Source organism: Serratia sp. Nf2 (assembly GCF_003028435.1).
In the GTDB taxonomy this organism is placed as follows: Bacteria; Pseudomonadota; Gammaproteobacteria; order Enterobacterales; family Enterobacteriaceae; genus Serratia; species Serratia marcescens_L.
Genome location: NZ_PYTW01000005.1, coordinates 123,907 through 148,048 on the forward strand (window position 1 = coordinate 123,907; position 24,142 = coordinate 148,048).

The 24,142-nt window shown below is 59.4% G+C and carries 25 protein-coding genes and 1 other RNA gene; 14 read left to right on the top strand and 12 right to left on the bottom strand.

Features of this window, described 5'->3' with window-relative positions:
- Positions 1-29: 29 nt before the first annotated feature.
- Positions 30-443, top strand: coding sequence for a thioesterase family protein (locus tag C9411_RS12870; RefSeq protein ID WP_063990977.1), 414 nt, complete (start codon positions 30-32; stop codon positions 441-443).
- Between the two features lie 35 nt (positions 444-478).
- Here C9411_RS12870 and queC read toward each other — a convergent pair whose 3' ends face one another.
- Complete coding sequence (queC, locus tag C9411_RS12875) at positions 479-1,177, bottom strand: 7-cyano-7-deazaguanine synthase QueC (protein ID WP_025301770.1); 699 nt, start codon at positions 1,175-1,177, stop codon at positions 479-481.
- Positions 1,178-1,291: 114 nt separating this feature from the next.
- Entirely contained in the window at positions 1,292-3,007 is a 1,716-nt protein-coding gene (locus tag C9411_RS12880; protein ID WP_107227184.1) for an SgrR family transcriptional regulator, read from the bottom strand.
- Positions 3,008-3,111: 104 nt separating this feature from the next.
- Between C9411_RS12880 and cof the strand changes: the two genes are divergently transcribed.
- Positions 3,112-3,936, top strand: a complete 825-nt coding sequence (cof, locus tag C9411_RS12885) for an HMP-PP phosphatase (protein WP_107227185.1) — start codon at positions 3,112-3,114, stop codon at positions 3,934-3,936.
- Between the two features lie 60 nt (positions 3,937-3,996).
- Here cof and C9411_RS12890 read toward each other — a convergent pair whose 3' ends face one another.
- Positions 3,997-5,037 (bottom strand): PLP-dependent cysteine synthase family protein, encoded by a 1,041-nt coding sequence (locus tag C9411_RS12890; RefSeq protein ID WP_015376851.1) that lies wholly within the window; start codon positions 5,035-5,037, stop codon positions 3,997-3,999.
- A 122-nt stretch (positions 5,038-5,159) separates the two neighbouring features.
- Between C9411_RS12890 and C9411_RS12895 the strand changes: the two genes are divergently transcribed.
- From C9411_RS12895 to amtB, 5 genes are all read left to right on the top strand, one after another.
- Positions 5,160-5,621, top strand: coding sequence for an Lrp/AsnC family transcriptional regulator (locus C9411_RS12895; protein ID WP_004940330.1), 462 nt, complete (start codon positions 5,160-5,162; stop codon positions 5,619-5,621).
- A 92-nt stretch (positions 5,622-5,713) separates the two neighbouring features.
- Positions 5,714-7,489, top strand: a complete 1,776-nt coding sequence (gene smdA / locus C9411_RS12900) for a multidrug efflux ABC transporter permease/ATP-binding subunit SmdA (RefSeq protein ID WP_063990979.1) — start codon at positions 5,714-5,716, stop codon at positions 7,487-7,489.
- Positions 7,482-9,260, top strand: a complete 1,779-nt coding sequence (gene smdB, locus C9411_RS12905; protein WP_107227186.1) for a multidrug efflux ABC transporter permease/ATP-binding subunit SmdB — start codon at positions 7,482-7,484, stop codon at positions 9,258-9,260. The genes smdA and smdB overlap by 8 nt, the downstream gene beginning before the upstream one ends.
- Before the next feature lie 278 nt (positions 9,261-9,538).
- A complete protein-coding gene (gene glnK / locus C9411_RS12910) occupies positions 9,539-9,877 on the top strand; it encodes a P-II family nitrogen regulator (RefSeq protein ID WP_004940327.1) in 339 nt (112 codons plus the stop codon).
- Between the two features lie 36 nt (positions 9,878-9,913).
- Positions 9,914-11,200: an ammonium transporter AmtB gene (gene amtB / locus C9411_RS12915; RefSeq protein WP_063990981.1), complete on the top strand. Its 1,287-nt coding sequence runs from the start codon at positions 9,914-9,916 to the stop codon at positions 11,198-11,200.
- 90 nt (positions 11,201-11,290) lie between these two features.
- On the opposite strand, the gene tesB is transcribed toward amtB, so the two are convergent.
- Positions 11,291-12,154 carry an acyl-CoA thioesterase II gene (tesB, locus tag C9411_RS12920; RefSeq protein ID WP_004940320.1) on the bottom strand — a complete coding sequence of 288 codons (864 nt, stop codon included), beginning with the start codon at positions 12,152-12,154 and terminating at the stop codon, positions 11,291-11,293.
- A gap of 231 nt (positions 12,155-12,385) precedes the next feature.
- On the opposite strand from tesB, the gene C9411_RS12925 reads away from it, so the two are divergent.
- Positions 12,386-12,877 carry a YbaY family lipoprotein gene (locus tag C9411_RS12925; protein ID WP_060426627.1) on the top strand — a complete coding sequence of 164 codons (492 nt, stop codon included), beginning with the start codon at positions 12,386-12,388 and terminating at the stop codon, positions 12,875-12,877.
- Positions 12,878-12,941: 64 nt separating this feature from the next.
- On the opposite strand, the gene C9411_RS12930 is transcribed toward C9411_RS12925, so the two are convergent.
- Positions 12,942-13,256, bottom strand: coding sequence for an MGMT family protein (locus C9411_RS12930; RefSeq protein WP_019454177.1), 315 nt, complete (start codon positions 13,254-13,256; stop codon positions 12,942-12,944).
- 156 nt (positions 13,257-13,412) lie between these two features.
- On the opposite strand from C9411_RS12930, the gene ffs reads away from it, so the two are divergent.
- Positions 13,413-13,509, top strand: an RNA gene (gene ffs / locus C9411_RS12935) — signal recognition particle sRNA small type.
- Between the two features lie 331 nt (positions 13,510-13,840).
- On the opposite strand, the gene C9411_RS12940 is transcribed toward ffs, so the two are convergent.
- From C9411_RS12940 to C9411_RS12950, 3 genes are all read right to left on the bottom strand, one after another.
- Positions 13,841-14,044 carry an HHA domain-containing protein gene (locus tag C9411_RS12940; protein WP_004940313.1) on the bottom strand — a complete coding sequence of 68 codons (204 nt, stop codon included), beginning with the start codon at positions 14,042-14,044 and terminating at the stop codon, positions 13,841-13,843.
- A gap of 49 nt (positions 14,045-14,093) precedes the next feature.
- The gene (tomB, locus tag C9411_RS12945) at positions 14,094-14,462 is read right to left on the bottom strand and encodes an Hha toxicity modulator TomB (RefSeq protein ID WP_004940312.1); all 369 of its coding nucleotides are present in this window, start codon (positions 14,460-14,462) and stop codon (positions 14,094-14,096) included.
- Between the two features lie 158 nt (positions 14,463-14,620).
- Positions 14,621-14,974: a hypothetical protein gene (locus C9411_RS12950; RefSeq protein ID WP_063990982.1), complete on the bottom strand. Its 354-nt coding sequence runs from the start codon at positions 14,972-14,974 to the stop codon at positions 14,621-14,623.
- A 409-nt stretch (positions 14,975-15,383) separates the two neighbouring features.
- Here C9411_RS12950 and C9411_RS12955 point away from each other — a divergent pair, with 409 nt between their 5' ends.
- From C9411_RS12955 to C9411_RS12965, 3 genes are read left to right on the top strand one after another with little or no spacing between them, the layout of a single operon-like run.
- On the top strand, positions 15,384-16,097 hold the full coding sequence (locus C9411_RS12955; protein ID WP_107227188.1) for a metal ABC transporter ATP-binding protein: 714 nt from the start codon (positions 15,384-15,386) through the stop codon (positions 16,095-16,097).
- Complete coding sequence (locus tag C9411_RS12960) at positions 16,094-16,951, top strand: metal ABC transporter permease (protein WP_063990984.1); 858 nt, start codon at positions 16,094-16,096, stop codon at positions 16,949-16,951. The genes C9411_RS12955 and C9411_RS12960 overlap by 4 nt, the downstream gene beginning before the upstream one ends.
- A gap of 25 nt (positions 16,952-16,976) precedes the next feature.
- Positions 16,977-17,855: a metal ABC transporter solute-binding protein, Zn/Mn family gene (locus C9411_RS12965; RefSeq protein ID WP_107227189.1), complete on the top strand. Its 879-nt coding sequence runs from the start codon at positions 16,977-16,979 to the stop codon at positions 17,853-17,855.
- A 106-nt stretch (positions 17,856-17,961) separates the two neighbouring features.
- Here C9411_RS12965 and ykgO read toward each other — a convergent pair whose 3' ends face one another.
- From ykgO to sdeX, 4 genes are all read right to left on the bottom strand, one after another.
- A complete protein-coding gene (gene ykgO, locus C9411_RS12970) occupies positions 17,962-18,102 on the bottom strand; it encodes a type B 50S ribosomal protein L36 (RefSeq protein WP_004940304.1) in 141 nt (46 codons plus the stop codon).
- A 12-nt stretch (positions 18,103-18,114) separates the two neighbouring features.
- Complete coding sequence (locus tag C9411_RS12975; protein WP_004940303.1) at positions 18,115-18,369, bottom strand: type B 50S ribosomal protein L31; 255 nt, start codon at positions 18,367-18,369, stop codon at positions 18,115-18,117.
- Between the two features lie 185 nt (positions 18,370-18,554).
- Positions 18,555-21,701: a multidrug efflux RND transporter permease subunit SdeY gene (sdeY, locus tag C9411_RS12980; protein WP_060423439.1), complete on the bottom strand. Its 3,147-nt coding sequence runs from the start codon at positions 21,699-21,701 to the stop codon at positions 18,555-18,557.
- Between the two features lie 17 nt (positions 21,702-21,718).
- Positions 21,719-22,906, bottom strand: coding sequence for a multidrug efflux RND transporter periplasmic adaptor subunit SdeX (sdeX, locus tag C9411_RS12985; protein ID WP_063990986.1), 1,188 nt, complete (start codon positions 22,904-22,906; stop codon positions 21,719-21,721).
- 142 nt (positions 22,907-23,048) lie between these two features.
- Between sdeX and acrR the strand changes: the two genes are divergently transcribed.
- Together acrR and C9411_RS12995 are read left to right on the top strand one after the other, a co-directional pair.
- Positions 23,049-23,723, top strand: a complete 675-nt coding sequence (acrR, locus tag C9411_RS12990) for a multidrug efflux transporter transcriptional repressor AcrR (RefSeq protein ID WP_063990987.1) — start codon at positions 23,049-23,051, stop codon at positions 23,721-23,723.
- A gap of 11 nt (positions 23,724-23,734) precedes the next feature.
- Positions 23,735-24,088: a DsrE/DsrF/TusD sulfur relay family protein gene (locus C9411_RS12995; protein WP_063990988.1), complete on the top strand. Its 354-nt coding sequence runs from the start codon at positions 23,735-23,737 to the stop codon at positions 24,086-24,088.
- The last annotated feature ends 54 nt before the right edge of the window (positions 24,089-24,142 follow it).

A 24,142-nucleotide genomic window follows, 5' to 3' on the forward strand; every position in this document is an offset into this window, starting at 1 on the left:
TAATCACCAGGCAGGAGCGATCGTTCCCTATGCAAACCTTTATCAAAGTTCGCGGTTATCACCTTGATGTTTACCAGCACGTTAACAACGCCCGCTATCTGGAGTTTCTGGAAGAGGCGCGCTGGGAATGGCTGGAGAACGAGGCCGGATTCCGCTGGATGACGGAAAACAACATCGCCTTCATCGTGGTGAACATCAATATCAATTACCGCAGCCCGGCGGTATTGGGGGATAAGCTGCGTATCGACAGCCAGATGGTGCAGCTCAACGGCAAGAGTGGGGTGCTGAGCCAAAAGGTGACGCAGGATCCGGCGGGGACGCCGGTGGCCGACGCGCTGCTGACTTTCGTGTGTGTCGATCTGAAAACGCAGCGTGCGCTGCCGATCGAAGGAGAATTGCGTGAGCACCTGGAGGTACTCACGCCGAAGGATAATCTGCAGTAAGCTCACGGGTGGCAGTGGCTGCCACCGTCACTGCCTCAGGCCAGAGCGGCCTTCTGTTTCAACGCCGCCATCACTTCCGCCTGGTTGGCCCGGTACTGCATCAGGCCATTGGCGCGCAGGTTGCAGGCGGCACATTCGCCGCAGCCGTCACCCTTGATACCGTTGTAGCAGGTCAACGTATCCTGGCGCACGCGATCCAGCTGGTGGTAATAATCCGCCAGCGCCCAGGTCTCGGCCTTGTTCAGCCACATCAGCGGCGTTTCGAAGCGGATATCGCGGGCGATGCCCAGCGTCACCGCCTTGTTCAACGCTTTAACGAACTCGTCGCGGCAATCCGGATAGCCGGAGAAATCGGTTTCACACACGCCGGTGATCACCGCTTCCGCTTCCACCTGGTAGGCGTAGATCGCCGCCAGCGTCAGGAACAGGATGTTGCGGCCCGGCACGAAGGTGCTCGGCAGCGCATTTTTCTGATTGGGATCGTAGGCGGGAACCGGAATATTGTCGCGCGTCAGGCTGCTGACGGCCAGTTCATTGAGCAGCGTTACGTCCAGCACCTTGTGCGCCTTGGCGCCGAGGGCCACCGACAGCTCCTGAGCCACTTCAATCTCGGCGCGATGGCGCTGGCCGTAATCGAACGTGACGCAGTGAACTTCATCATACTGTTGCAATGCCTGGATCAAGCAGGTCGTGGAGTCTTGTCCACCGCTGAAAACGACAACCGCGCGCTTCATAAAATCACCTTTTTGGGCTTTGGCCTCTCCCGATACACATTCGGGCGGCAGGATAAAATTGCGTTGCGGCGACAATAGTAGCAGAAAGGGCCGTCAGGCGCAGGGCGGTTCGGCTCAGGCCGGGGCATCGTCCACCGGCGGCGGCAGCCACGCTTGGCAAAAATCGAACCAGCCGTGGGCGGTCAGCGTCACGCCATGCATGCGCGGCGGCGCGCTGATCTGATACTGGTAGTGAAACAGCGGCGTGATGATGGCGGCGGCCATCAGCCGTTGATAATAGGCCTGCAGCCGCTCGAAGCGCGGTTGCTGCGCCTGCAGCTGCTGGATCTGCCGCAGCGTCTCCTGTTGCTGCTGCCAGCGGCTTTCCGTCAGGATGCCGCGCCACAGCGTATCCTGCCGCAGCCAGCTCTCCAGCGTCGCCTCCGGCGCCTCGCCGATCAGGTTGTCCGCCAGCAGCAGGTCGGCCTGGGCGATCTGCGCTTCGCTTTGCCAGCGCTTGCCGGCATAGTAGCGCACCTCCAGCTCGCAGCCGTGCTGTGCGAGCAACCGCTGCAGTGCGACCGTCACCGTTTCCAACTCGACCGGCGGCCGATACAGCAGCGTCAGCCGGGCGGGCAGAGTGACGTCCTCCTCAATCCGTTGGCTGGGAATACGCCAGCCGGGCAGCATTTCATGGCTGGGGGTGATCACGCTGTTGGGGATTGGCAGATGGCTTAGCAGGCCGGACTGCTGGATCAGCATCAGCAGCTTTTGCCCCTGGGCCTCGCTCAGCACGCCGTGGCGCAGGTTCAGCGCCAGATAACACCAGCCCAGGCTCATGCTGCGCTGCACCGGCCGGGCCTGCGCCAAATCGTCTTGCTGACCGATGGTGATGCGCACTGGATGCTGGCAACTGGTGTCGGCGCCGGCGATGTGCAGGTCGGAGGTGATCCAGTATTCGATGGTGTCCAGATACGGATGCTGCAGGTGGTAACCGGCGTGCTGTTCCAGCCGCACCAACTGCGGCTCATTCAACGTCAGCTTGAACGGGCCGGCGCCGATGGCCGGCAGCTCCGGGTGGGTCATCAGGCAAGGCAGCTCCGCCAGCCGGTGGGCCAACCAGTAGTCCGGCAGGTGCAGATCGAACTGGATGCACAGCGGATGCGGCAGGCTGATGTGCGCGACGTTGGCCAGGCTGGGTTGGCTGCGCGGGTGGCGCTGCAGTTTTTCCAGCGTTTGCAGCAGCTGTTGGCCGGTCAGCGATTCACCGTTGTGCCAGCGCAGCTGGCTGCGTAGAAAGAAGCGCCAGCGCAGGCCGTGCTCGCCAATCTGCCAGTGGTGCGCCAGATCGGGCTGCGGTTCCGGGTTACCGGTCATCAGGCGTGTCAGCCCGGCGTGCAGGGTCGATACCAGATGTTGCTCGGCGCGGCCGGTCAGCGTGAGCGGGTCGAGCGTTTCCAGCGTGCGGTAATAGGGAATGCGTAGCGTCGGGCTGCCGGCCTGCCATTGCCCGCCGAGGTGCGGGCTGAGCAGATCCTGTAGGTGCTGCGGATCGAGCTGCGCCATCTCCAGCGCCCCCTGATGGTTGCCCTGTTGCAGCAGCTGTTGCAGCAGCTGTGCGCGCAGTTCATCCGGGGTTTTCAGGCAGTGCAGGCGGGCGCGTTTGCCGCGTCCGGGTTGCGAATGCCAGCTCAGCCAGCCCTGATCCTGCAGCTGTTGCACCAGCGTGCGGGCGTGCCGTTCGCTGCAGTAGAACATCGCCGCCAGCTCGCCGATGGTCACGGCGACCGGCGCGCTGCCGAGCTGTTGGAACAGGCGTTGATATTGGCTGAGACGGTGAACCAGGCGCATGGGCAGAAATCCGGAACAGTTTTCTCAAATTGTTCACTATTACTTCCGTAAATACCATCCCATACTGCATTGATTGTAATCGCGTTCACATTCAAGAGGTCTTTATGTATCGCCTGGCAGCTTTCGATATGGACGGCACGCTGTTGATGCCGGATCACCGGGTTGGCCCGGAAACGCTGGCGGTGCTGAACCAGCTGGTGGAACGGGAGATGGTGGTGACGTTCGCCACTGGGCGGCACTACCTCGACGCGCAACCGATCATGGCGCAACTGGGGCTGCAGGGTTACCTGATCACCGGCAATGGCACGCGAGTGTATGACAACCGCGGCCAACAGCTGCACGCCACCGATTTGCCGGCGGCGGTCGCCGAAGAGGTGCTGCATCATCATTGGCACACCCGCGCCAGCATGCATGTGTTCCGCGACGAAGGTTGGCTGACCGAGTTTCCCGTGCCGGAAGAGATGCTGCGGGCGCACCACCTGAGCGGCTTTCGTTTTCAGCTGGCCGACGTACGCCGCCTGCCGGCGTTCGGCAACAGCAAAGTGTGCTTTGTCGCGCCCCACGAGGAGCTGCTGGCGTTGCAAGTGCAGCTGCGGGCGCAGCTGGGTGACGAGGCAGACCTGTGCTTTTCCGCCTACGACTGCCTGGAGGTGCTGCCGCTCGGTTGCAACAAGGGCACGGCGCTGGACCGGCTGAGCCGCCATCTGGGGTTGACGATGGCCGACTGCATGGCGTTCGGCGACGCGATGAACGACAAAGAGATGCTGGGGGCGGTGGGGCACGGCGTGGTGATGGGCAACGCCCTGCCGCAGCTGAAATCCCTGCTGCCGCAACTACCGGTTATCGGCCATTGCCAACAGCAGGCGGTGGCCCACTATTTACAACATTGGCTGCGTTCACCTTGCCTCACCTATTCCCCCGAAGAATGAGGTTCTCCTTACAGCCGGCCGGGTATGACTACCCGGCTTTTTTTTATCCGGAGCCTGACGTTATAAATCCGCCAGCTGCGCCAGATACGGCTGCAAATCGCCGATGTTATTGCTGACCCATTCCGGGTTGTAATAGGTATCCAGATAACGCTCGCCGCTGTCGCACAGCAGGGTGACGATCGACCCTTGCTCGCCGTTTTCCCGCATCTGTTTCGCCAACTGCAGCGCACCCCAGACGTTGGTGCCGGTGGAGGCGCCAACCTTGCGGCCGAGCACGCCTTCCAGCCAGTGAATGGTGGCGACGCTGGCGGCATCCGGCACCCGCAGCATGTTGTCGACCACCGACGGGATGAACGACGGCTCGGCGCGCGGGCGGCCAATGCCTTCGATACGGCTGCCGCAGCTGCCGATCAGGGTGCGATCGCCGTGGTGGAAGCAGTCATAGAACACTGAGTTTTCCGGATCGACCACTGTCAATTGGGTGTCGTGCCCCTGATAGCGGATGTAGCGCCCCAGCGTGGCGGAGGTGCCGCCGGTGCCGGCGCTCATCACGATGTGTTTCGGCACCGGGAAGGGTTCGCGCGCCATCTGGCGGAAGATGCTGTCGGCGATGTTGTTGTTGCCGCGCCAGTCGGTGGCGCGCTCGGCGTAGGTGAACTGATCCATATAGTGGCCGTTCAGCTCTTTCGCCAGCTGTTCGGAGGCGGCGTAGATCTGGGCGGCGTGATCGACGAAGTGACAGCGGCCGCCGTAAAAGGCGATCTGCTCCACCTTGCGGCGTGCGGTGCAGGACGGCATCACTGCGATGAACGGCAGGCCGATCAGACGAGCGAAGTAGGCTTCGGACACCGCGGTGCTGCCGGAAGAGGCCTCGATGATGGTGGTGTTCTCGGTGATCCAGCCGTTGCACAGGCCGTAAAGGAACAGCGAGCGCGCCAGACGGTGTTTCAGGCTGCCGGTCGGGTGGGTGCTCTCATCCTTCAGATACAGGCAAATGCCGGGAAATGCCGGTAGGTTCAGGCGAATCAGGTGCGTATCGGCGGAGCGCTGAAAATCCGCTTCTATTTCACCGATAGCATATTTTACCCAAGAGTTTGTCATGATTTGGCCTCAGAATAGGGGGCAGGTTTATGGCGTAGCATAGCCTGTCGGCAGGAAAAAAGGATTGCTATTTTCCCTGTTTAATCGCCTAATGAGAGAAAATTTTTCTCCTGGTGGCCGCTATGTTAGATAAAACAGACCGTAAGCTGCTGTGCATGCTGCAGCAAGACTGCACCCAGTCGCTGCAGGCGCTGGCCGATGCGGTCAATTTGACCTCGACGCCGTGCTGGAAACGGCTGAAGCGCCTGGAAGACGAGGGTTATATCCGCGGCCGGGTGGCCTTGCTGGATAACGAAAAGCTCGGCCTGGGGCTGACGGCGTTCGTGCTGATCAAGACCCAGCAGCACAGCAGCGAGTGGTATCAGGCGTTTGTGCAGCTGACCAGCCAGATGCCCGAGGTGCTGGCGTTCTACCGCATGGCGGGGGAGTACGACTACCTGATGCAGGTCGAAGTGGCGGACATGAAAAGCTACGACGGTTTTTACAAGCGCCTGGTGAACGGCGTACCGGGCCTCATCGACGTCACCTCGAGCTTTGCCATGGAAAAAATCAAATACACCACCGCGCTGCCGGTGCCGGAGTGAAAAGTTCACCGGACGGGCGGCTCAACGGTGGTATCCTGCTCTGCTGAAGCAGAAAAAGAGACAAATCCCATAAAACCCTGGAATCAAACTGCGTGAGATTATTTGCTCAAATCGGCTGGTACTTCCGCCGGGAGTGGCGCCGCTACCTCGGGGCGGTGGTGCTGCTGATCGTCATCGCCATCCTGCAACTGCTGCCGCCTAAGCTGGTCGGCATCATCGTGGACGGCGTCACCGAAAAACAAATGTCTACCGGCGTGCTGATGGCCTGGCTCGGGCTGATGATCGGCACCGCGATCGTCGTTTACCTGCTGCGCTATGTGTGGCGGGTGTTGCTGTTCGGCGCGTCCTATCAGCTGGCGGTCGAGCTGCGCGAAAACTTTTACCGCCAGCTCAGCCGGCAAAACCCGGCGTTCTACCTGCGCCACCGCACCGGCGATCTGATGGCGCGTGCCACCAACGACGTGGACCGCGTGGTGTTCGCCGCCGGTGAAGGCGTGCTGACGCTGGTGGATTCGCTGGTGATGGGGTTGGTGGTGCTGGTGGTGATGAGCACCCAAATCAGCTGGCAGCTGACGGTGCTGGCATTGATCCCGATGCCGCTGATGGCGATCGCCATCAAATATTACGGCGACCAGCTGCACCAGCGCTTTAAATCGGCGCAGGCGGCGTTTTCCAGCCTGAACGATCAGGCGCAGGAAAGCATGACCAGCATCCGCATGATCAAGGCTTTCGGGCTGGAAGATCACCAATCCAACCGCTTCGCCGAAGTCGCGGCGCAGACCGGCGCCAAGAACATGCACGTGGCGCGGGTGGATGCACGCTTCGATCCGACCATTTATATCGCCATCGGCGCCTCTAATCTGCTGGCCATCGGCGGTGGCAGCTGGATGGTGGTGAACGGTTCGCTGACGCTCGGGCAACTGACCAGCTTTGTGATGTATCTCGGCCTGATGATCTGGCCGATGCTGGCGCTGGCCTGGATGTTCAACATCGTCGAGCGCGGCAGCGCGGCCTACAGCCGCATCCGCAGCCTGCTCGACGAGGCGCCGGCGGTGCAGGACGGCCCGCAGGCGCTGCCGGCCGGGCGCGGCGTGCTGGACGTGGATATCCGCGCGTTCCACTACCCGGAAAACCCGCGCCCGGCGCTGCATGACGTGACGCTGACGCTAAAGCCGGGGCAAATGCTGGGGCTGTGCGGGCCGACCGGGGCCGGTAAATCGACATTACTGTCGCTAATTCAGCGCCAGTTCGATGTCAACGAAGGGCAGATCCGCTATCACGGCCTGCCGTTGCCGCAGGTCAAACTCGACGACTGGCGTTCGCGGCTGTCGGTGGTGAGCCAAACGCCGTTCCTGTTCTCCGATACCGTGGCGAACAACATCGCGTTGGGCCATCCGGGCGCGACGCAGGCGCAGATCGAACAGGCGGCGCGGTTGGCCAGCGTTCATGAGGACATTCTGCGGCTGCCGCAGGGCTATGACACCGAGGTGGGCGAGCGCGGCGTGATGCTGTCGGGTGGGCAGAAACAGCGTATCTCCATTGCGCGTGCGCTGCTGCTGGATGCGGAGATCCTGATCCTCGACGACGCGTTGTCGGCGGTGGACGGCCGTACCGAACACCAGATCCTGCATAACCTGCGCAGCTGGGGGCAAGATCGCACGGTGATCATCAGCGCGCACCGGCTGTCGGCATTGACTGAAGCCAGCGAGATCCTGGTGATGCAGCACGGTGGCGTTGCCCAGCGCGGCGATCCGGCGGCGCTGGCGGCGCAGCCGGGCTGGTATCGCGATATGTACCGTTATCAGCAGCTGGAAGCGGCGCTGGACGAAGCGCCGGAAAACGGCGAGGAGGCGTTGGCCGATGAATAAAGTGCAAAAGCTGTGGCCGACGCTGAAGCGGCTGCTGGCCTACGGCTCGCCGTACCGCAAACCGCTGGGGCTGGCGGTGTTGATGCTGTGGATAGCGGCGGCGGCGGAAGTCGCCGGGCCGATCCTGGTGAGCTATTTTATCGATAACTACGTCGCCAAAGGACAACTGCCGCTGATGATTGTCGGCGGGCTGGCGGCGGCTTACATTCTGCTGGAGCTGCTGGCGGCGGCGCTGCACTACTTTCAGGCGCTGCTGTTCAACCAGGCGGCGGTGGGCGTGGTGCAGCGGCTGCGCACCGACGTGATGGACGCCGCGCTGCGCCAGCCGCTCAGCGCCTTCGATACGCAGCCGGTCGGGCAATTGATCTCGCGCGTCACCAACGACACCGAGGTGATCAAGGATCTGTACGTGATGGTGGTCTCCACGGTGCTGAAAAGCGCCGCGCTGATCGGCACCATGCTGGTGGCGATGTTCAGCCTCGACTGGCGCATGGCGCTGGTGGCGGTCTGCATCTTCCCGGCGGTGTTCGTGGTGATGGGCATCTATCAATACTACAGCACACCGATCGTGCGACGGGTGCGCAGCTATCTGGCGGACATCAACGACGGCTTCAACGAAGTGATCAACGGCATGGGCGTGATTCAGCAGTTCCGCCAGCAGGTGCGCTTCGGCGAACGCATGAGCGCCGCCAGCCAGTCGCACTATCTGGCGCGTATGCAGACCCTGCGGCTCGACGGTTTCCTGCTGCGGCCGCTGCTCAGCCTGTTTTCGGCGCTGGTGCTGTGCGGATTGCTGATGCTGTTCGGCTTCAGCGGCGAGGGGGTGATTGGCGTCGGCGTGCTCTACGCCTTCATCAACTACCTGGGGCGCCTGAACGAACCGCTGATCGAGCTCACGTCGCAGCAATCGATCCTGCAGCAGGCGGTAGTGGCCGGCGAACGCATTTTCGAGCTGATGGATCGCAGCCAGCAGAGTTACGGCGCCGACGATCGTCCGTTGGCCGGTGGCCGCATCGACATCACCGATCTGAGCTTCGCTTACCGCGCGGACAAAAAGGTGCTGCAGCACATTTCGCTGGCGGTGCCTTCGCGCGGCTTCGTGGCACTGGTTGGGCATACCGGCAGCGGCAAGAGCACCTTAGCCAACCTGCTGATGGGCTATTACCCGGTCAGCGAGGGGGAAGTGCACCTCGATGGCCGCCCGCTATCCAGCCTGTCGCACCGCACGCTGCGCCAGGGCGTGGCGATGGTGCAGCAGGATCCGGTGGTGATCGCCGATTCGGTGCTGGCCAACGTCACGTTGGGGCGCAACATCGAGGAAGACGCCGTGTGGCGGGCGCTGGAAACGGTGCAGCTGGCGGATCTGGTGCGCGGCTTCCCGCAGGGTATTCACACCCGGCTGGGGGAGCAGGGCAATAACCTGTCGGTCGGGCAGAAACAGCTGCTGGCGATGGCGCGGGTCTTGGTGCAGGCGCCGCAGATCCTGATCCTCGACGAGGCGACCGCCAACATCGACTCGGGCACCGAACAGGCGATCCAGCGCGCGTTGCGTGCGATCCGCGAGCACACCACGCTGGTGGTGATCGCCCACCGGCTGTCGACCATCGTCGATGCCGATTCCATCCTGGTGCTGCATCGCGGCCAGGCGGTAGAGCAGGGTAACCATCAGCAGCTGCTGGCGCAGCAGGGGCGCTACTACCAGATGTACCAGCTGCAGCTGGCGGGCGAGCAGCTGGCGGAAGCGGTGCGCGAAGAGAGCCAACCCGCCTGAACATGGGCCGCGATCGCGGCCCTTCTTTCTTTCCCTCGCACCACAAGCAGGCAACCCGCCTGCATCACGCCCCCTTTCTGCACTTTTTCGACGCGATGCGCACCAAATTAGTGCGCGATATTTAATCAATTTAAGGTATCGGTACGGCGACGGGGCCTGATGGTGCCCGCGTACCCGCTAATCCACTGAATCACCATGCAAAATTAAATATGGCATAGCCCTTGCTACATATGACGCGTACCAGGGGTGAGTTTGGGCTTAATTCGTGGAGGGGCAATATGAAGCTGGTGACCGTGGTAATCAAACCGTTCAAGCTGGAGGACGTGCGCGAGGCTCTGTCCTCCGTGGGCATTCAAGGGTTGACCGTAACCGAAGTGAAGGGCTTTGGCCGCCAGAAGGGGCATGCCGAGCTGTATCGCGGCGCCGAGTATAACGTCAACTTCCTGCCCAAGGTCAAAATCGATATCGCCATTGCCGACGATCAGTTGGATGAAGTGGTTGATGTGATTAGCAAAGCCGCCTACACCGGCAAAATCGGCGACGGCAAAATTTTCGTTGCCGAGTTGCAACGCGTGATCCGCATTCGCACCGGCGAAACCGACGAATCGGCACTGTAACCGCGAACTCAGTTAAGTGATGGGGATGGATTGATAATGAAAAGACTGTTATCCATGTTGGGCCTGAGTTCGGTAACCCTGGTTCCTTCTTTGGCCCTGGCCGCCCCGGCGGTCGCCGATAAGGCCGACAACGCCTTTATGATGATCTGCACCGCGTTGGTGCTGTTCATGACGCTGCCGGGCATCGCGCTGTTTTATGGTGGCCTGCTGCGCGGCAAAAACGTGCTGTCGATGCTGACGCAGGTCACCGTCACCTTCGCGCTGGTCTGCGTACTGTGGGTGTTGTATGGCTACAGCCTGGCGTTCAGCGAGGGCAATGCGGTGTTCGGCGGGTTCGAAACGGCGATGCTGAAAGGCATCGGCATCGACAGCGTCACCGGCAGCATCAGCCAGATGATCCACGTCGCCTTCCAGGCGTCCTTCGCCTGCATTACCGTGGCGCTGGTGGTGGGGGGCTTCGCCGAACGCATTCGCTTCTCGGCGGTGCTGATCTTCGCGATCGTATGGTTCACCCTGTCTTATCTGCCGATTGCGCACATGGTGTGGGGCGGCGGCTACCTGGCCGCCGACGGCGCATTGGACTTCGCCGGCGGCACCGTGGTGCACATCAACGCCGCCAGCGCCGGGTTGATCGGTGCCTACCTGATCGGCAAGCGCGCCGGCTTCGGTAAAGAGGCGTTCAAACCGCACAACCTGCCGATGGTGTTTACCGGGGCGTCCATCCTGTATATCGGCTGGTTCGGTTTCAACGCCGGCTCCGCCAGCGCGGCCAACGGCATTGCGGCCCTGGCATTCCTCAATACCGTGGTCGCCACTGCGGGCGCCATTCTCTCCTGGACCTTCGCCGAGTGGGTGCTGCGCGGCAAGCCTTCGCTGCTGGGCGCCTGCTCCGGCATGATCGCCGGGCTGGTTGCGGTGACGCCGGCGGCGGGCACCGTGGGCGTGGGCGGGGCGTTGATCATCGGCCTGGTGGGCGGCGTCGCCGGCCTGTGGGGCGTAGTGACGCTGAAGAAATGGCTGAAAGTGGACGACACCTGCGACGTGTTCGGCGTACACGGGGTGTGCGGCATCGTCGGCTGTCTGCTGACCGGGGTGTTCACCGCCTCTTCACTGGGCGGCACCGGCTATGCCGAAGGGGTGACGATGGGCCATCAGGTCTGGATCCAGCTGGTGAGCGTGCTGATCACGCTGGTATGGTCGAGCGTCGTCGCCTTTATCGCCTTCAAGATCGCGGGAGCGATGGTGGGTCTGAGAGTGCCGGAAGAGCAGGAACGCGAGGGGCTGGACGTCAACAGCCACGGCGAGAGCGCCTACAACCAATAAGACTCGAAGCAGGGCAGTGCGCTAAAGACTAAAATAATGATGAAGCCAAAAGGGGCGATGGAAACATCGCCCCTTTCTTTATGCTGCGGATCAGGCGTCGCGCTGGCGAATCACCCCTTCCTGCACGGTGGTGGCGACCAGTACGCCGTCGCGGGTATAGATCTGGCCGCGTACAAAGCCCCGTGCGCCGGAGGCGGAGGAGCTCTCCACCGCGTACAGCAGCCAGTCATCCATGCGGAACGGACGGTGGAACCACATGGAGTGGTCAATGGTGGCCACCTGCATGCCCGGCTCGAGGAAGCCGACGCCGTGCGGCTGCAGCGCGGTCGGCAGGAAGTTAAAGTCCGACGCGTAGCCCAGCAGGTATTGGTGGATGCGTTGATCGTCCGGCATGCTGCCGTTGGCGCGGAACCACACGTAGCGATGGGGTTCTTCCACGCTGCCTTTCAACGGATTGTGGAATTTCACCGGGCGCATTTCGATCGGCTTCTGGCCGATAAATTTTTCGCGCACTTTTTCCGGCAGCATATGCGCCAGCTTCTGGGCGATCTCTGATTCGGACAACAGCCCTTCCGGCGGCGGCACGTCCGGCATCAGGTTCTGGTGCTCGAAACCTGCCTCCGGGCTCTGGAAGGAGGCGGTCATATAGAAGATAGGTTTGCCGTGCTGGATGGCGCTGACGCGGCGTGCGCTGAAGCTGTTGCCGTCGCGCAGGGTTTCCACGTCGTAAACGATAGGCTTGCTGCTGTCGCCCGGGCGCAGGAAGTAGCTGTGGAACGAATGCACGCTGCGCTCGTCAGGCACCGTCTGCTTGGCGGCGTACAGCGCCTGGCCGACCACCTGTCCGCCGAACACCTGGCGCAGCCCCAGATCTTCACTCTGGCCGCGGAACAGCCCTTCTTCGATTTTCTCCAGATCCAGCAGATCGAGGAGGTTTTGCAATGCCTGGCTCATAAAATTGTTACCTTTCTAATAATCATTTTGCGCAGTGTGCGGAATATCACGGCGCGGCGTCAACATTTTGCGTTAAAGGGCCGATGAGAATGCTCTTAATCCTGGGCGCCTTGGCCTGTTTAAGTGATTAATAGGTGGGGCAAAGTGGATTTATCAGTGTTTTGTGCTAGGTTTAATAGGTGAGGTGGTGAAAGCCACCAACATGTTGATAATAAAAAAGGAGACCGATCCATGAAACTCTGGCAAATCGTAGGCGGTGCCGCGGCACTGACGATCACGCTGGCAGGATGCGCGCAAAAGAGTGCTGATGTGCCTACACAGGCGGCCGGTAACCCGGCGGCTGCGCAAACGCAGATTCAGGGCCCGGCGGTGACAGGTTCGGTTAATATACGTCAGCGCATTGCGCTGCCGCCGGACGCCGTGCTGACGGTCACCCTCTCTGACGCCTCGCTGGCGGATGCGCCGTCCAAAGTGATTGCACAGCGCGCGGTACGCACTGAAGGGCAACAGGCGCCGTTCAACTTTACGCTGCCGTATAACCCGTCCGACATCCAACCGAATGCGCGTATCATTCTGAGCGCGGCGGTGACGGTCAACGGGCGACTGATGTTTATTACCGACACCATCCAGGAAGTGGTTAACCGCAACGGCACCCGTGCCGATCTGCTGCTGGTTCCGGTTCAGGGTGTGCCGATTCAGGCTGCGCCAACCGCCATGCAGTAATCTTACTGCGGTACAGCAAGATGAAATCAACAGCCTTTGCGCTTCGGCCAAAGGCTGTTTTGTTTTACCAGCGCCAGCCGTAGCGATCGAAATCGACCGTGCTGTGCGGGCCGAAAATAATCCCCTCCGCCAGCAATGCCTGCCGTTGCCGTTGAAAATCCTCCCCCTGCTGCGATATCTGTCCGTGGCGGTTGATCACCCGGTGCCAGGGCAGCGTGCTGCCTTCCGGCAAACGCCGCAGCACGCCGCCGACCTGACGCGCGGCGCGCGGCGAGCCGGCCAGCCGGGCGACTTCGCCGTAGGTGGTTACTTTGCCGTAAGGAATGGCGGCCACGACGTGGAATACCCGCTGGCTGAAAGAGGCGTCTTCTGGTTGCATATTGCTGTTCCTGCGCGAGTCAAAACCCAGGCGGAGAGTGTGCCACAGCGCAGGTGGGTAAGAAAACAGCGGTTGGTCCCGGTTGGCTTGCTATTTGATAGGGTATCGCCGATAATGCCCACCGCTTCGGAGTACAGAAGCCGTCAATGGGGGCCCTGTTGGTTCTCCCGCAACACTAACTTGTGAACTCGGTCAGGTCCGGAAGGAAGCAGCCGCAGCAGGTGACGTGTGTGCCGGGATGTAGCTGGCAGGGTCCCCACCCATTTGGGCTTCGCCAATCCGCGTTTTTGTTACCTCTCTTCCACGTATCTATTATCCATTTCTGCCATCAGGCAGAGCGACACGCATTTCATTTCTTCCCGCCCTCAATTCTTTTGGATAATGAATTAGCGGTTCTGGGGAGCGGGCATAGTGAGGTGGGCGATGAGGTAACCTGCCTCGATTAAAAAAGAAAATTGTTTCCGGGCAATATTATTTTCGAAAGAGGGAGCGTAAATGAAGTTTTACTGTCAATAGGAAAAGTACGCATTCAACGTGGCCATTGAAGCCGATAAAAGCATCGGCTCAACGCGTCGGGGGGCTGATTATCTGACATATTTCCAAACGGAGGTGGGGATTTTGTCATACAGTTTGTTCATGGTGAGCTCGGCCAGACGGTGATCGGCCGCTGAGTAAAACAGCTCCAGTTCATCATCGGACAGCTCGTACTTATTTTTCTCAATAACACGTTCGAGAGTATCAATCGTGGTGCATTTACGTAAACGCATCAGATAGTCGGTTTTAGTCATGGTGGCCTTTAGTTTAATAACCGTAAAATAGCTCGGGAATAATTATCCCCTAAGTTTTCATTGTCGTACAGATGTCCTCTCCTGAGAACATTCTGAATAATCTCGCCTTGGTTTTTTGCCAGCGGCGCAGGTCGGAATCATTGATACCGTAGCTGCTGAACAGCGTATAGGTATCGTCGAGATATTCTTCGACTAACTCCGACAGGTCAGATTCGTCCATGTATTTAATTTTATAGCTCATCACAAACGAAGCGATATGTTCGATCAACTCATTAAGCTGCAGGTTGACGGAGGACGTCGGATCGTTGACCCACCCATGATGGCTGTCTCCCAGGGTAGCGATACCTTCATCATACAAATTTTCGCACAAGAATTTGAGCTGAGCAATGTCGTGTCGCTTAGGCGAATACTCATCCATATCATCCCCTCCGTAAGTCTTAATTGCGGTGTGATAACACTATGTGAGTAAGCTGATTTACATCATGAACGGAGGCAGCTTAACGGTGGTTAAATAAACTTCCCGTAAAATGAATATAAATCATTTTTTCGCGTTTGGCCTGTAGTTATTACGTAAACTTACAATTCATCCGCAGTTGATGGGCGTGAGTTATCAATGATGTCGAAGATTAAACCCCGCGCCGTCACTCGAAACCGGACGCTGTCGTTGATGATATCTTCGCTGTTGATATCCAGGCAGGCATTAAAAATGCCCCACTTATAGCGATAACTCATTGAATAATCGCCGTCACCTTGTTGCACTATATCAAGTATTTCTAATGAATCCTCGACATAGCGTGCGCTTTCAGAATAAAAGCTGAGTCCGCTGGTCAGCGCTGGCACTAACTCCGCTATATTGTCATTAATCACTTTCTTTAATTCTTTAACAGAAAGTGCGTTGACTTCCAGGTTACAGGCAAGGGTAACAAGCATTAATCTCGGCCAACAACAATGTTATCTACTTATCTTACTCCTTTTCCGGCCTCGTCGGTAAATTTTTCGATTTATCGCTGTTCTTTACCTTACGCCAACATTCCAACCGAACGGAAATATCCCTGGGTTTGGTAAGGGAGGGTTATGGGGGGAAGATCCGCTGCACGAGGGACTGTTACGTTCCGTTGCATTATTGTCGCGCCATAGCTTGAGATACGGTAGTTGTTGTGATGTTATATTATAACTATTAACTCACCATTTTGGCCACGACATTGACCCCCACTTCGCAACATGACGCCGCGCCGTCACTGAATTCGTTGTTCACCACCTCCGCTGCCGCGCGTTGCGCAGGTGCCGTTATGCTGCTGGCCCTGCTGTGGCTCGGCATCTTCTGGGCGGTGTCACTGCCATGATTACCTTGCGTCAGCTGGCGATAGGCTATGGGACCAAGCCACTTTTCCCGCCGCTGAGCGGGCAGTTTACCGCCGGATCGTTAACCGCTGTGGTGGGCGTCAACGGGGCAGGTAAGTCGACGCTGTTGAAAACCTTCGCCGGATTGTTGCCGCCGTTGGGGGGCTGCCTGAGTTTTAGCGGCGGAAAGCTACCGCGCAGAGCTTATTTGCCGCAGCAGGCGGAGCTGGATCGGCAGTTCCCCATCGCGGTGAGCGATCTGGTGGCGATGGGCTGTTGGCCACAAAGCGGCATGTTCGGCGGCATGAACAAGCGTGCGGCGAGCCAGGTCAATGAGGCGCTGGCGAACGTTGGCATGAGCGCGCTGGCGCGTAGCCCGGTGGGCGAACTGTCCGGCGGCCAGCTGCAGCGGGTGTTGTTTGCGCGCCTGCTGGTCCAACAGGCGCCGCTGATTTTGCTGGATGAGCCTTTTACCGGCATCGACAGCGCCACCACGCAGATTTTGCTGCAGGCGATCGCGCAACTGCATCGGCAGGGGAGAACGGTGATCGCCGTGCTGCACGATATGTCGATGGTTGCCGAGCATTTTCCACAGGCGCTGTTGCTGACGCCACAGGCTTGCCATTGGGGCGCGGCCGAGCGGGTGCTGGAACAGGTGCCGAGGTATCGTGTCGCCGAACGGCAGCCGGATCTGCGGGCGGTGGCGCCATGATGCTGTGGCATGGGCTTATCGATCCTTTTCTCTCTTTCGGTTTTATGCGCCGCGCGCTCATGGCGTGCCTGGCATTGTCGCTCAGCGCCGCCCCGCTGGGCGTGTTTCTGTTGTTGCGCCGCATGAGCCTGGTGGGGGATGCGTTATCCCACGCGGTGTTGCCGGGCGCGGCGATCGGCTATCTGATCTCCGGCATGTCGCTGGTGGCGATGGGCGTGGGCGGCTTTATCGCCGGACTGGCGGTGGCGATGCTGTCCGGCCTGGTGAGCCGCCGCACGCCGCTGAAAGAGGATGCCAGCTTCGCCGGGTTCTATCTGGGCTCACTGGCGCTGGGGGTCACGCTGGTCTCGCTGCGTGGCTCCAGCGTAGATCTGCTGCACGTGCTGTTCGGTTCGATCCTGGCGGTGGATGCCCAGGCGATGCTGATGGTCGGTGCGATCGCCTCGGTTTCGCTGCTGGCGCTGGCGGCGCTGTACCGCGCGTTAGTGATCGAATCCTTCGACGTGACTTTTCTGCGCGTCAACGCCCCACGCCGGTTGGCGCTGATCCACGGCCTGTTTCTGTCGCTGGTGGTGGTCAATCTGGTGGCGGGATTCCAGATCCTCGGCACCCTGATGTCGGTGGGGCTGATGATGCTGCCCGCCGCCAGCGCGCGCTTCTGGGCGCGCAATCTGCCGCAGACGCTGGCGGTGGCGATGGGCATCGGCGCGCTTTCCAGCCTGATTGGGCTGGTGTGGTCCTATTATGCGTCGCTGCCTGCCGGCCCGGCGATCGTGCTCAGCGCCAGCGTCATCTTTTTCGTCTCGATCCTGTTTGGAACGCGCGGAGGCATTTGCGCCTTCGCGCGCCGTTGAGAAGTGCCATTTGCAAGGAGAAAGTATGAAACGTTTACCTATATCGCTGGCGGTTGCTGCTCTGCTGGCCAGCCCATGGGCGATGGCGAAGACCGTCGACGCCGTCGCCAGCTTTTCCATTCTGGGCGATATCGTCAAACAGGTGGGTGGCGATCACGTCAAGGTCAGCACGCTGGTGGGGCCGGATGGCGATCCGCACAGTTTCGAACCTTCGCCGCAGGACGGCAAGAAGCTGGCTCAGGCTGATGTGGTGTTCGTCAGCGGCCTGGGGCTGGAAGGGTGGATCGATCGCCTGGTCAGAGCTTCGGGTTATAAAGGGCAGGTAATCACCGCTTCACAGGGGATCAGCACCCGCCAGATGGAGGAGGACGGCAAACCGATTACCGATCCCCATGCCTGGAACAGCATGAAAAACGGCGTGCAGTACGCCACCAACGTGATGAACGCCCTGATTGCCGCCGACCCCGAGGATGCCAACTATTTTCGCCAGCGCGGAGCCGAATACATTCAGCAGTTGCAAAAGCTGGACCTGTGGGCCAAAACCCAGTTCGCCGCAGTGCCGCCACAGAAACGTAAGGTGCTGACCAGCCATGACGCTTTTGGCTACTTTGGGCAAGAGTATGGCGTCACCTTCCTTGCCCCGGTCGGATTTTCCACCGAGGCCGAAGCCAGCGCCAGCGACGTGGCGGGCCTGATCAAGCAGATCAAACAGGAAAAGGTTAACGCTTACTTTATCGAAAATCAGACCGATCCGCGGCTGGTGAAACAGATTGCCGCCGCCACCGGCGCCAAGGCGGGCGGCGAGCTGTACCCTGAAGCGCTCTCCCGCGCGGGCGGCCCGGCGGCCACCTATGAGCAGGCGTTCAAGCACAATGTCGACGCGCTGCTGAGCAGCATGAAGTAATCTCCGCCCCCGCCTGCCGGCGGGGGACGGCTTGCAGGCACTTTCTCGCCATAAAAAAAGCCCCGTTGAGCAGCAACGGGGCTTGGCGACAGATGACACTGGGGAGTTAACGCTTTTTCTTACGTCCCTGTACCGCTTTGAATCGCGGATTGCTTTTACAGATCACATAGATGCGGCCACGACGACGCACGACTTTGCAATCCGGGTGGCGATTTTTCGCCGAACGCAATGAACTCAATACCTGCATGGGATTTCCTTGTTACTTATTGCCGATAAAGCGGCCAAAGCGCTGCTGGAAGCGCGCCGTGCTGCCTTCTTTGGAATAGTCTTTCTGCTTGCCGGTGTAATACGGATGCGAAGCGGAAGAGACGTCAAGGGTGACATATGGCCAGCTTTCGCCGTCCAGTTCGATGGTGCGATCGGTTTTGATGGTCGATCCCACTTTGAAGTAGGCGTTGGCGCTGACGTCGTGGAACACCACGGTGCGGTAATCGGGATGTATGCCGGGTTTCATAATGGCCCTCTCATGTAATGTTATACTATAACATCAATTATGCGCCGACCTGGCATCGCGATCAAGCGCAAATTGCACACAAGAGTGAATTAATGAGAACGGTTTGCATTAAGCAGCTGAAGCAAAAGAAAAAGGCCGCATGCGCGGCCTTTCGATTATCGGGTGGAGCTCATATCACTGAGCGATCAGTGGTGCTCTACCGGATGGCTGTGTTCCAGGTCCTCGTTCTTCTTGCTGAAGCGGCGGCGAACCACCACGAAGAACACCGGTACGAAGAAGATCGCCAAGACGGTGGCGGTGATCATCCCGCCCATTACGCCGGTACCTACCGCGTTCTGTGCGCCGGAGCCCGCACCGCTGCTGATAACCAGCGGCAGAACCCCGAGGATGAAGGCCAGAGACGTCATGAGGATTGGACGCAGACGCATACGCACCGCTTCCAACGTCGCTTCGATCAGGCCTTTGCCTTCTTTCTCCATCAGGTCTTTGGCGAATTCCACGATCAGGATGGCGTTCTTCGCCGACAGACCTATGGTGGTCAGCAGCCCCACCTGGAAGTACACGTCGTTGTTCATGCCGCGCATCGTCGCGGCCAGCAACGCACCGATAACCCCCAGCGGCAATACCAGCATGACCGAGAACGGCACAGACCAGCTTTCATACAGTGCCGCCAGACACAGGAACACCACCAGAATCGAGATGGCATACAGCGCCGGCGCCTGGTTGCCCGACAGACGTTCCTGATAGGACATGCCGGTCCAGTCGTAACCGATGCCGCTTGGCAGTTTGGACGCCAGCTGTTCCATCAGGTTCATCGCTTCACCGGTACTCTTGCCCGGTGCGGCCTGGCCCAGAATTTCCATCGACGGCAAGCCGTTATAGCGTTCCAGACGCGGTGAGCCGTATTCCCACTTCGCCGAAGAGAAGGCGGAGAATGGCACCATCTGGCCGCTGGTACCGCGCACGTACCACTTGTTGATGTCTTCCGGCAGCATACGGAACGGCGCCTCGGCCTGTACGTACACCTTCTTCACACGACCGCGGTCGATGAAGTCGTTGACGTACGAGCCACCCAGTGCGGTGCTCAGCGTGCTGTTGATGGTAGTGATGCTGACGCCCAACGCCTTGGCTTTCTCCTGATCGACGATCAGTTTGAACTGCGGCGTATCTTCCAGGCCGTTCGGGCGCACGCCCACCAGCACGTCCGGGTGCTGAGCAACCATGCCCAACAGCTGGTTACGCGCTTCGGTCAGTTTCTCGTGCCCCAGGCCGCCCTGGTCAATCAGCTCGAAGTCGAAGCCGGTTGCGGTACCGAGTTCGATAATCGCCGGCAGGTTGAACGGGAACACCAGGCCTTCTTTAATCTGCGAGAACGCGCCCATGGCACGGCCTGCGATCGCCTCGACCTTGTTCCCGGCCCCTGGGCGCTCACCCCAGTCTTTCAGGCTGACGAATGCCAGGCCGTTGTTCTGGCCGTTACCGTTGAAGCCGAAGCCCGCGACGGTAAACACCGAAACCACGTTGTCCTTTTCCTTGTTCAGGAAGTAGTCGGAGACTTCTTCCAGCACTTTGTTGGTACGGGACTCGGTGGCGCCGGCAGGCAACTGCACCATGGTCAACAGGATGCCCTGATCTTCGTCCGGCAGGAACGAGGAAGGCAGGCGCAGGAACAGCAGGCCCATGCCAACCACGATCAGCAGGTAGATGATCAGGTAGCGACCGGTGCTGCGCAGGATGTTGCCCACGCTGTCGGTATAGTGATGCGTGCTCTTCTCGAACATGCGGTTAAACCAGCCGAAGAAGCCTGTTTTAACCCCGTGATCGCCTTTCGGGATCGGTTTGAGCATGGTGGCGCACAGCGCCGGCGTCAGGATCAAGGCCACCAGCACCGACAGCGCCATCGCGGACACGATGGTGATCGAGAACTGGCGATAGATGGCACCGGTTGAACCGCCGAAGAACGCCATCGGCACGAATACCGCCGACAGCACCATGGCGATACCCACCAACGCGCCCTGGATCTGGCCCATCGATTTACGGGTCGCTTCTTTCGGCGGCAGCCCCTCTTCGGACATGACGCGCTCGACGTTTTCCACCACCACGATGGCGTCATCCACCAGCAGGCCGATCGCCAACACCATGCCGAACATCGTCAGGGTGTTTATCGAGAAGCCGAACGCCGCAAGGATCGCAAACGTCCCCAGCAGTACCACCGGCACCGCGATGGTTGGGATCAGCGTCGCGCGGAAGTTCTGCAGGAACAGATACATCACCAGGAATACCAGGATGATGGCTTCGATCAGCGTTTTCACCACTTCGTTGATGGAGATTTTAACGAACGGGGTGGTGTCGTACGGATAAACCACTTTCATCCCTTGCGGGAAGAATGGCGCCATCTTGGCCAACTCGTCTTTCACACCTTTGGCGGTGTTCAGTGCGTTGGCACCGGTAGCCAGTTTGATACCCAGACCGGCGGCAGGCTTACCGTTATAGCGAGCCGTAACCGCGTAGCTTTCCGCGCCGCGCTCGATGTGAGCGACGTCGCGCAGGCGCACCTGGGAACCGTCGGTATTCACCTTCAGCAGGATCTTGCCGAACTCTTCCGGCGAAGTCAGACGGGTCTGCGCGATGATCGAGGCGTTCAACTGCTGCCCCGGCACCGGCGGCAGGCCGCCCAGCTGGCCTGCGGCGATCTGGTTGTTCTGCTCGGTGATGGCGGAGGTCACGTCCGTAGTCGTCAGTTGGTAGTTGTTCAGCTTGTTCGGATCCAGCCAGATACGCATCGCGTACTGGGCACCGAACAGCTGCACTTCACCCACGCCGGACGAACGGCTAATCGGGTCCTTGATGTTGGACGCCACGTAGTCCGCAATATCGTCCTGAGTCATGTTCGGATCGTCGGAAACGAAGCCGGCCACCATCAGGAAGCTGCTGCTGGATTTTTCTACTTTCAGGCCCTGTTGCTGAACTTCTTGCGGCAGCAACGGGGTGGCCAACGACAGTTTGTTCTGGACCTGAACCTGCGCGATGTCAGGATCGGTGCCGGAATCAAACGTCAGGGTAATGGTGACGCTACCAGAGGAATCACTGGTGGAGGACATGTACATCAGGTTATCGATACCGTTCATGTTCTGTTCGATAATCTGCGTGACGGTATCCTGCACCGTTTTGGCATCTGCGCCCGGGTAGTTGGCGGAAATACTCACCGCCGGCGGTGCAATAGTGGGATACTGCGCGATAGGCAGTTTCATTATTGCAAGCACCCCCGCCAACATGACGATGATGGCGATTACCCAGGCGAAAATTGGGCGGTCTATAAAGAACTTAGCCATGTATTACAGGCTCCTTTTTATGACTTCTGCGCTTCAGACTGCGGCTGTTTTTGCGCCTGAGTGTCAACTTCCTGCACTTTTACCTGCGCGCCCGGATGCACTTTCATCAGGCCGGTGACGATCACGCGATCGCCGGCTTTCAGGCCATCGGTAACCAGCCATTTGTCGCCAATCGCCTGGTCTGCCTTCAGCGTGCGCAGCTCAACTTTGTCGTCTGCCCCTACCACCAACGCCGTCGCGTCGCCACGCGGGTTGCGGGTAACGCCTTGCTGAGGTACCAGCAGCGCATCGCTGCGCACGCCTTCGTCCAGACGGGCGCGTACGAACATGCCCGGCAACAGCGTATCGTTCGGGTTAGGGAACAAAGCGCGAATGGTGATGGAGCCGGTGGTCTCATCGACGGTGACATCGGAGAACTCCAGCGTGCCTTCCTGCGCGTATTCGGTGCCGTTTTCCAGCATCAGTTTCACTTTGGCCTTGCCGTTTTCCTGCTTCAGCGCGCCGCTGGCCAGTTCTTGCTTCAGGCGCAGGAAGTCGGTGCTCGACTGGGTGACGTCGACATACATCGGATCCAGCTGCTGCACGGTAGACAGTGCGGTTGCCTGGCCGTTGCTGACCAGTGCGCCTTCGGTCACGGCGGACTTGCCGATGCGGCCGGAGATCGGGGAGGTCACCTTGGTGTACGCCAGGTTGATGCGCGCGGTTTCCACGGCGGCCTTGGCGGCCACCACGGCGGCGTCCGCCTGCTGCAGCGTGGAGACGGCGTTGTCGTAGTCCTGTTTACTGATGTAGCTCGTGCCCAGCAATGGCTTGTAGCGGTTTACCGTCACGCGTGCGATGGAAGCGCTGGCCTGTGCTTTGGCCAAATCGCCTTTCGCGCTGTCGTAGCTGGCTTGATAAGTGGCGGGATCGATTTGGTACAGAGACGTCCCGGCCTTGATATCGCTGCCTTCAACGAAGTTGCGCTTCAGGATGATGCCGCTGACCTGAGGGCGAACTTCGGCGATACGATACGCAGCGGTGCGGCCAGGAAGATCGGTAGTGATGTTGAGAGGCTCGGCCTTCAAGGTGACTACGCCCACTTCAGGAGCCTGTTGTTGGGCGCCTTGCTGTTGGGTTTCTTTATCGTTACATCCTGTTAGCACTAAGCTGCCTGAAAGCATCAGAACGGCCGCCAGAGGCGTTAACCCTCTGTTTTTGTTCATAGAAAAACCTCAAGTGTCCGATTTCAAAATGATCAATGGATCACAAGCTTTAAAACCCATTGCTGCGTTAATTATATGTGCGTGCTATGGTACATACATTCGCGAATGTATGTAAATCACACTCCCCCTAAATAACAATGCCATGGCACGAAAAACCAAACAGCAGGCGCAAGAAACCCGACAGCAAATCCTTGATGCTGCGGTGAGAGAGTTCTCTGAACGTGGCGTTGCTGCAACGTCACTGACAGATATTGCCACCGCTGCCGGGGTTACGCGTGGAGCCATCTACTGGCACTTCAAGAATAAGGTAGACCTGTTTAATGAAGTTTGGGAATCTACCGAGCCGAAAATTGACCAGCTCGAAACAGAGTATCAGGCAAAGTTTCCCGATAATCCACTGCGGGTTATCCGAGAAATTCTGATTTACATTCTGACGTCTACGGTTGAAGACGGCCGTAGGCGGGCGTTGATGGAAATTATATTCCACAAATGCGAGTTTGTCGGTGAAATGATGCCGCTGCTGGATTCGCGCAAGGTGCTGTACCTCGCCGGCTACGAACGCATAGAAGCGGTGCTGTATAACTGCATTCACCACGAGCAATTGCCCGCCGATTTACATACCCGCCGTGCGGCGATCATCCTGCGCGGTTATATCACCGGCCTGATGGAAAACTGGCTGTTTATGCCGGAAAGTTTCGATCTGCGGGCCGAAGCCGAAGCGCTGGTGGACGCGTTTTTGGAGATGCTGCAGTTTTGCCCCACCTTGCGCCTCAAACCCGACGCGGCGACGCCTGGCGCCGACCGCCTTCCTTTATAAGGAGAAATTTCATGTCATCCATCGTTCTCATCGCCAATGGCGCCGCCTATGGCCATGAATCCTTGTTCAATGCGCTGCGGCTGGCCATTGCGCTGAAAGAGCAGCAGAGCAGCCTCGATCTGCGGCTGTTTCTGATGTCCGATGCGGTGGTGGCCGGGCTGGCCGGGCAGCAGCCGCATGAAGGGTATCACCTGCAGCAGATGCTGGAGATCCTCACCGCGCAGCAGGTGCCGATCAAGCTGTGCAAGACCTGCGCCGACGCGCGCGGCGTCAGCCGCTTGCCGCTGGCGGACGGCGTGGCGATCGGCACGCTGGTCGAGCTGGCGCAATGGACGCTGGCGGCGGAGAAAGTGCTGACTTTCTGATTTCGCGACAACGGGACATCACCGGCAACGCTTTTGTTGTTCGTTGCCCGCCGG

Excerpts from the sequence above, each read along its gene's own strand:
- C9411_RS12880 (WP_107227184.1), bottom strand. The coding sequence starts at position 3,007 with ATGCGCCTGGTTCACCGTCTCAGCCAATATCAACGCCTGTTCCAACAG.
- C9411_RS12960 (WP_063990984.1), top strand. The coding sequence starts at position 16,094 with ATGATGCTGTGGCATGGGCTTATCGATCCTTTTCTCTCTTTCGGTTTT.
- C9411_RS12870 (WP_063990977.1), top strand. The coding sequence starts at position 30 with ATGCAAACCTTTATCAAAGTTCGCGGTTATCACCTTGATGTTTACCAG.
- C9411_RS12940 (WP_004940313.1), bottom strand. The coding sequence starts at position 14,044 with ATGACTAAAACCGACTATCTGATGCGTTTACGTAAATGCACCACGATT.
- smdB (WP_107227186.1), top strand. The coding sequence starts at position 7,482 with ATGAATAAAGTGCAAAAGCTGTGGCCGACGCTGAAGCGGCTGCTGGCC.
- amtB (WP_063990981.1), top strand. The coding sequence starts at position 9,914 with ATGAAAAGACTGTTATCCATGTTGGGCCTGAGTTCGGTAACCCTGGTT.
- glnK (WP_004940327.1), top strand. The coding sequence starts at position 9,539 with ATGAAGCTGGTGACCGTGGTAATCAAACCGTTCAAGCTGGAGGACGTG.
- acrR (WP_063990987.1), top strand. The coding sequence starts at position 23,049 with ATGGCACGAAAAACCAAACAGCAGGCGCAAGAAACCCGACAGCAAATC.
- C9411_RS12975 (WP_004940303.1), bottom strand. The coding sequence starts at position 18,369 with ATGAAACCCGGCATACATCCCGATTACCGCACCGTGGTGTTCCACGAC.
- C9411_RS12895 (WP_004940330.1), top strand. The coding sequence starts at position 5,160 with ATGTTAGATAAAACAGACCGTAAGCTGCTGTGCATGCTGCAGCAAGAC.
- C9411_RS12890 (WP_015376851.1), bottom strand. The coding sequence starts at position 5,037 with ATGACAAACTCTTGGGTAAAATATGCTATCGGTGAAATAGAAGCGGAT.
- tomB (WP_004940312.1), bottom strand. The coding sequence starts at position 14,462 with ATGGATGAGTATTCGCCTAAGCGACACGACATTGCTCAGCTCAAATTC.
- C9411_RS12925 (WP_060426627.1), top strand. The coding sequence starts at position 12,386 with ATGAAACTCTGGCAAATCGTAGGCGGTGCCGCGGCACTGACGATCACG.
- ykgO (WP_004940304.1), bottom strand. The coding sequence starts at position 18,102 with ATGCAGGTATTGAGTTCATTGCGTTCGGCGAAAAATCGCCACCCGGAT.
- queC (WP_025301770.1), bottom strand. The coding sequence starts at position 1,177 with ATGAAGCGCGCGGTTGTCGTTTTCAGCGGTGGACAAGACTCCACGACC.
- sdeY (WP_060423439.1), bottom strand. The coding sequence starts at position 21,701 with ATGGCTAAGTTCTTTATAGACCGCCCAATTTTCGCCTGGGTAATCGCC.
- tesB (WP_004940320.1), bottom strand. The coding sequence starts at position 12,154 with ATGAGCCAGGCATTGCAAAACCTCCTCGATCTGCTGGATCTGGAGAAA.
- C9411_RS12930 (WP_019454177.1), bottom strand. The coding sequence starts at position 13,256 with ATGCAACCAGAAGACGCCTCTTTCAGCCAGCGGGTATTCCACGTCGTG.
- cof (WP_107227185.1), top strand. The coding sequence starts at position 3,112 with ATGTATCGCCTGGCAGCTTTCGATATGGACGGCACGCTGTTGATGCCG.
- C9411_RS12995 (WP_063990988.1), top strand. The coding sequence starts at position 23,735 with ATGTCATCCATCGTTCTCATCGCCAATGGCGCCGCCTATGGCCATGAA.
- C9411_RS12955 (WP_107227188.1), top strand. The coding sequence starts at position 15,384 with ATGATTACCTTGCGTCAGCTGGCGATAGGCTATGGGACCAAGCCACTT.
- C9411_RS12965 (WP_107227189.1), top strand. The coding sequence starts at position 16,977 with ATGAAACGTTTACCTATATCGCTGGCGGTTGCTGCTCTGCTGGCCAGC.
- sdeX (WP_063990986.1), bottom strand. The coding sequence starts at position 22,906 with ATGAACAAAAACAGAGGGTTAACGCCTCTGGCGGCCGTTCTGATGCTT.
- C9411_RS12950 (WP_063990982.1), bottom strand. The coding sequence starts at position 14,974 with ATGCTTGTTACCCTTGCCTGTAACCTGGAAGTCAACGCACTTTCTGTT.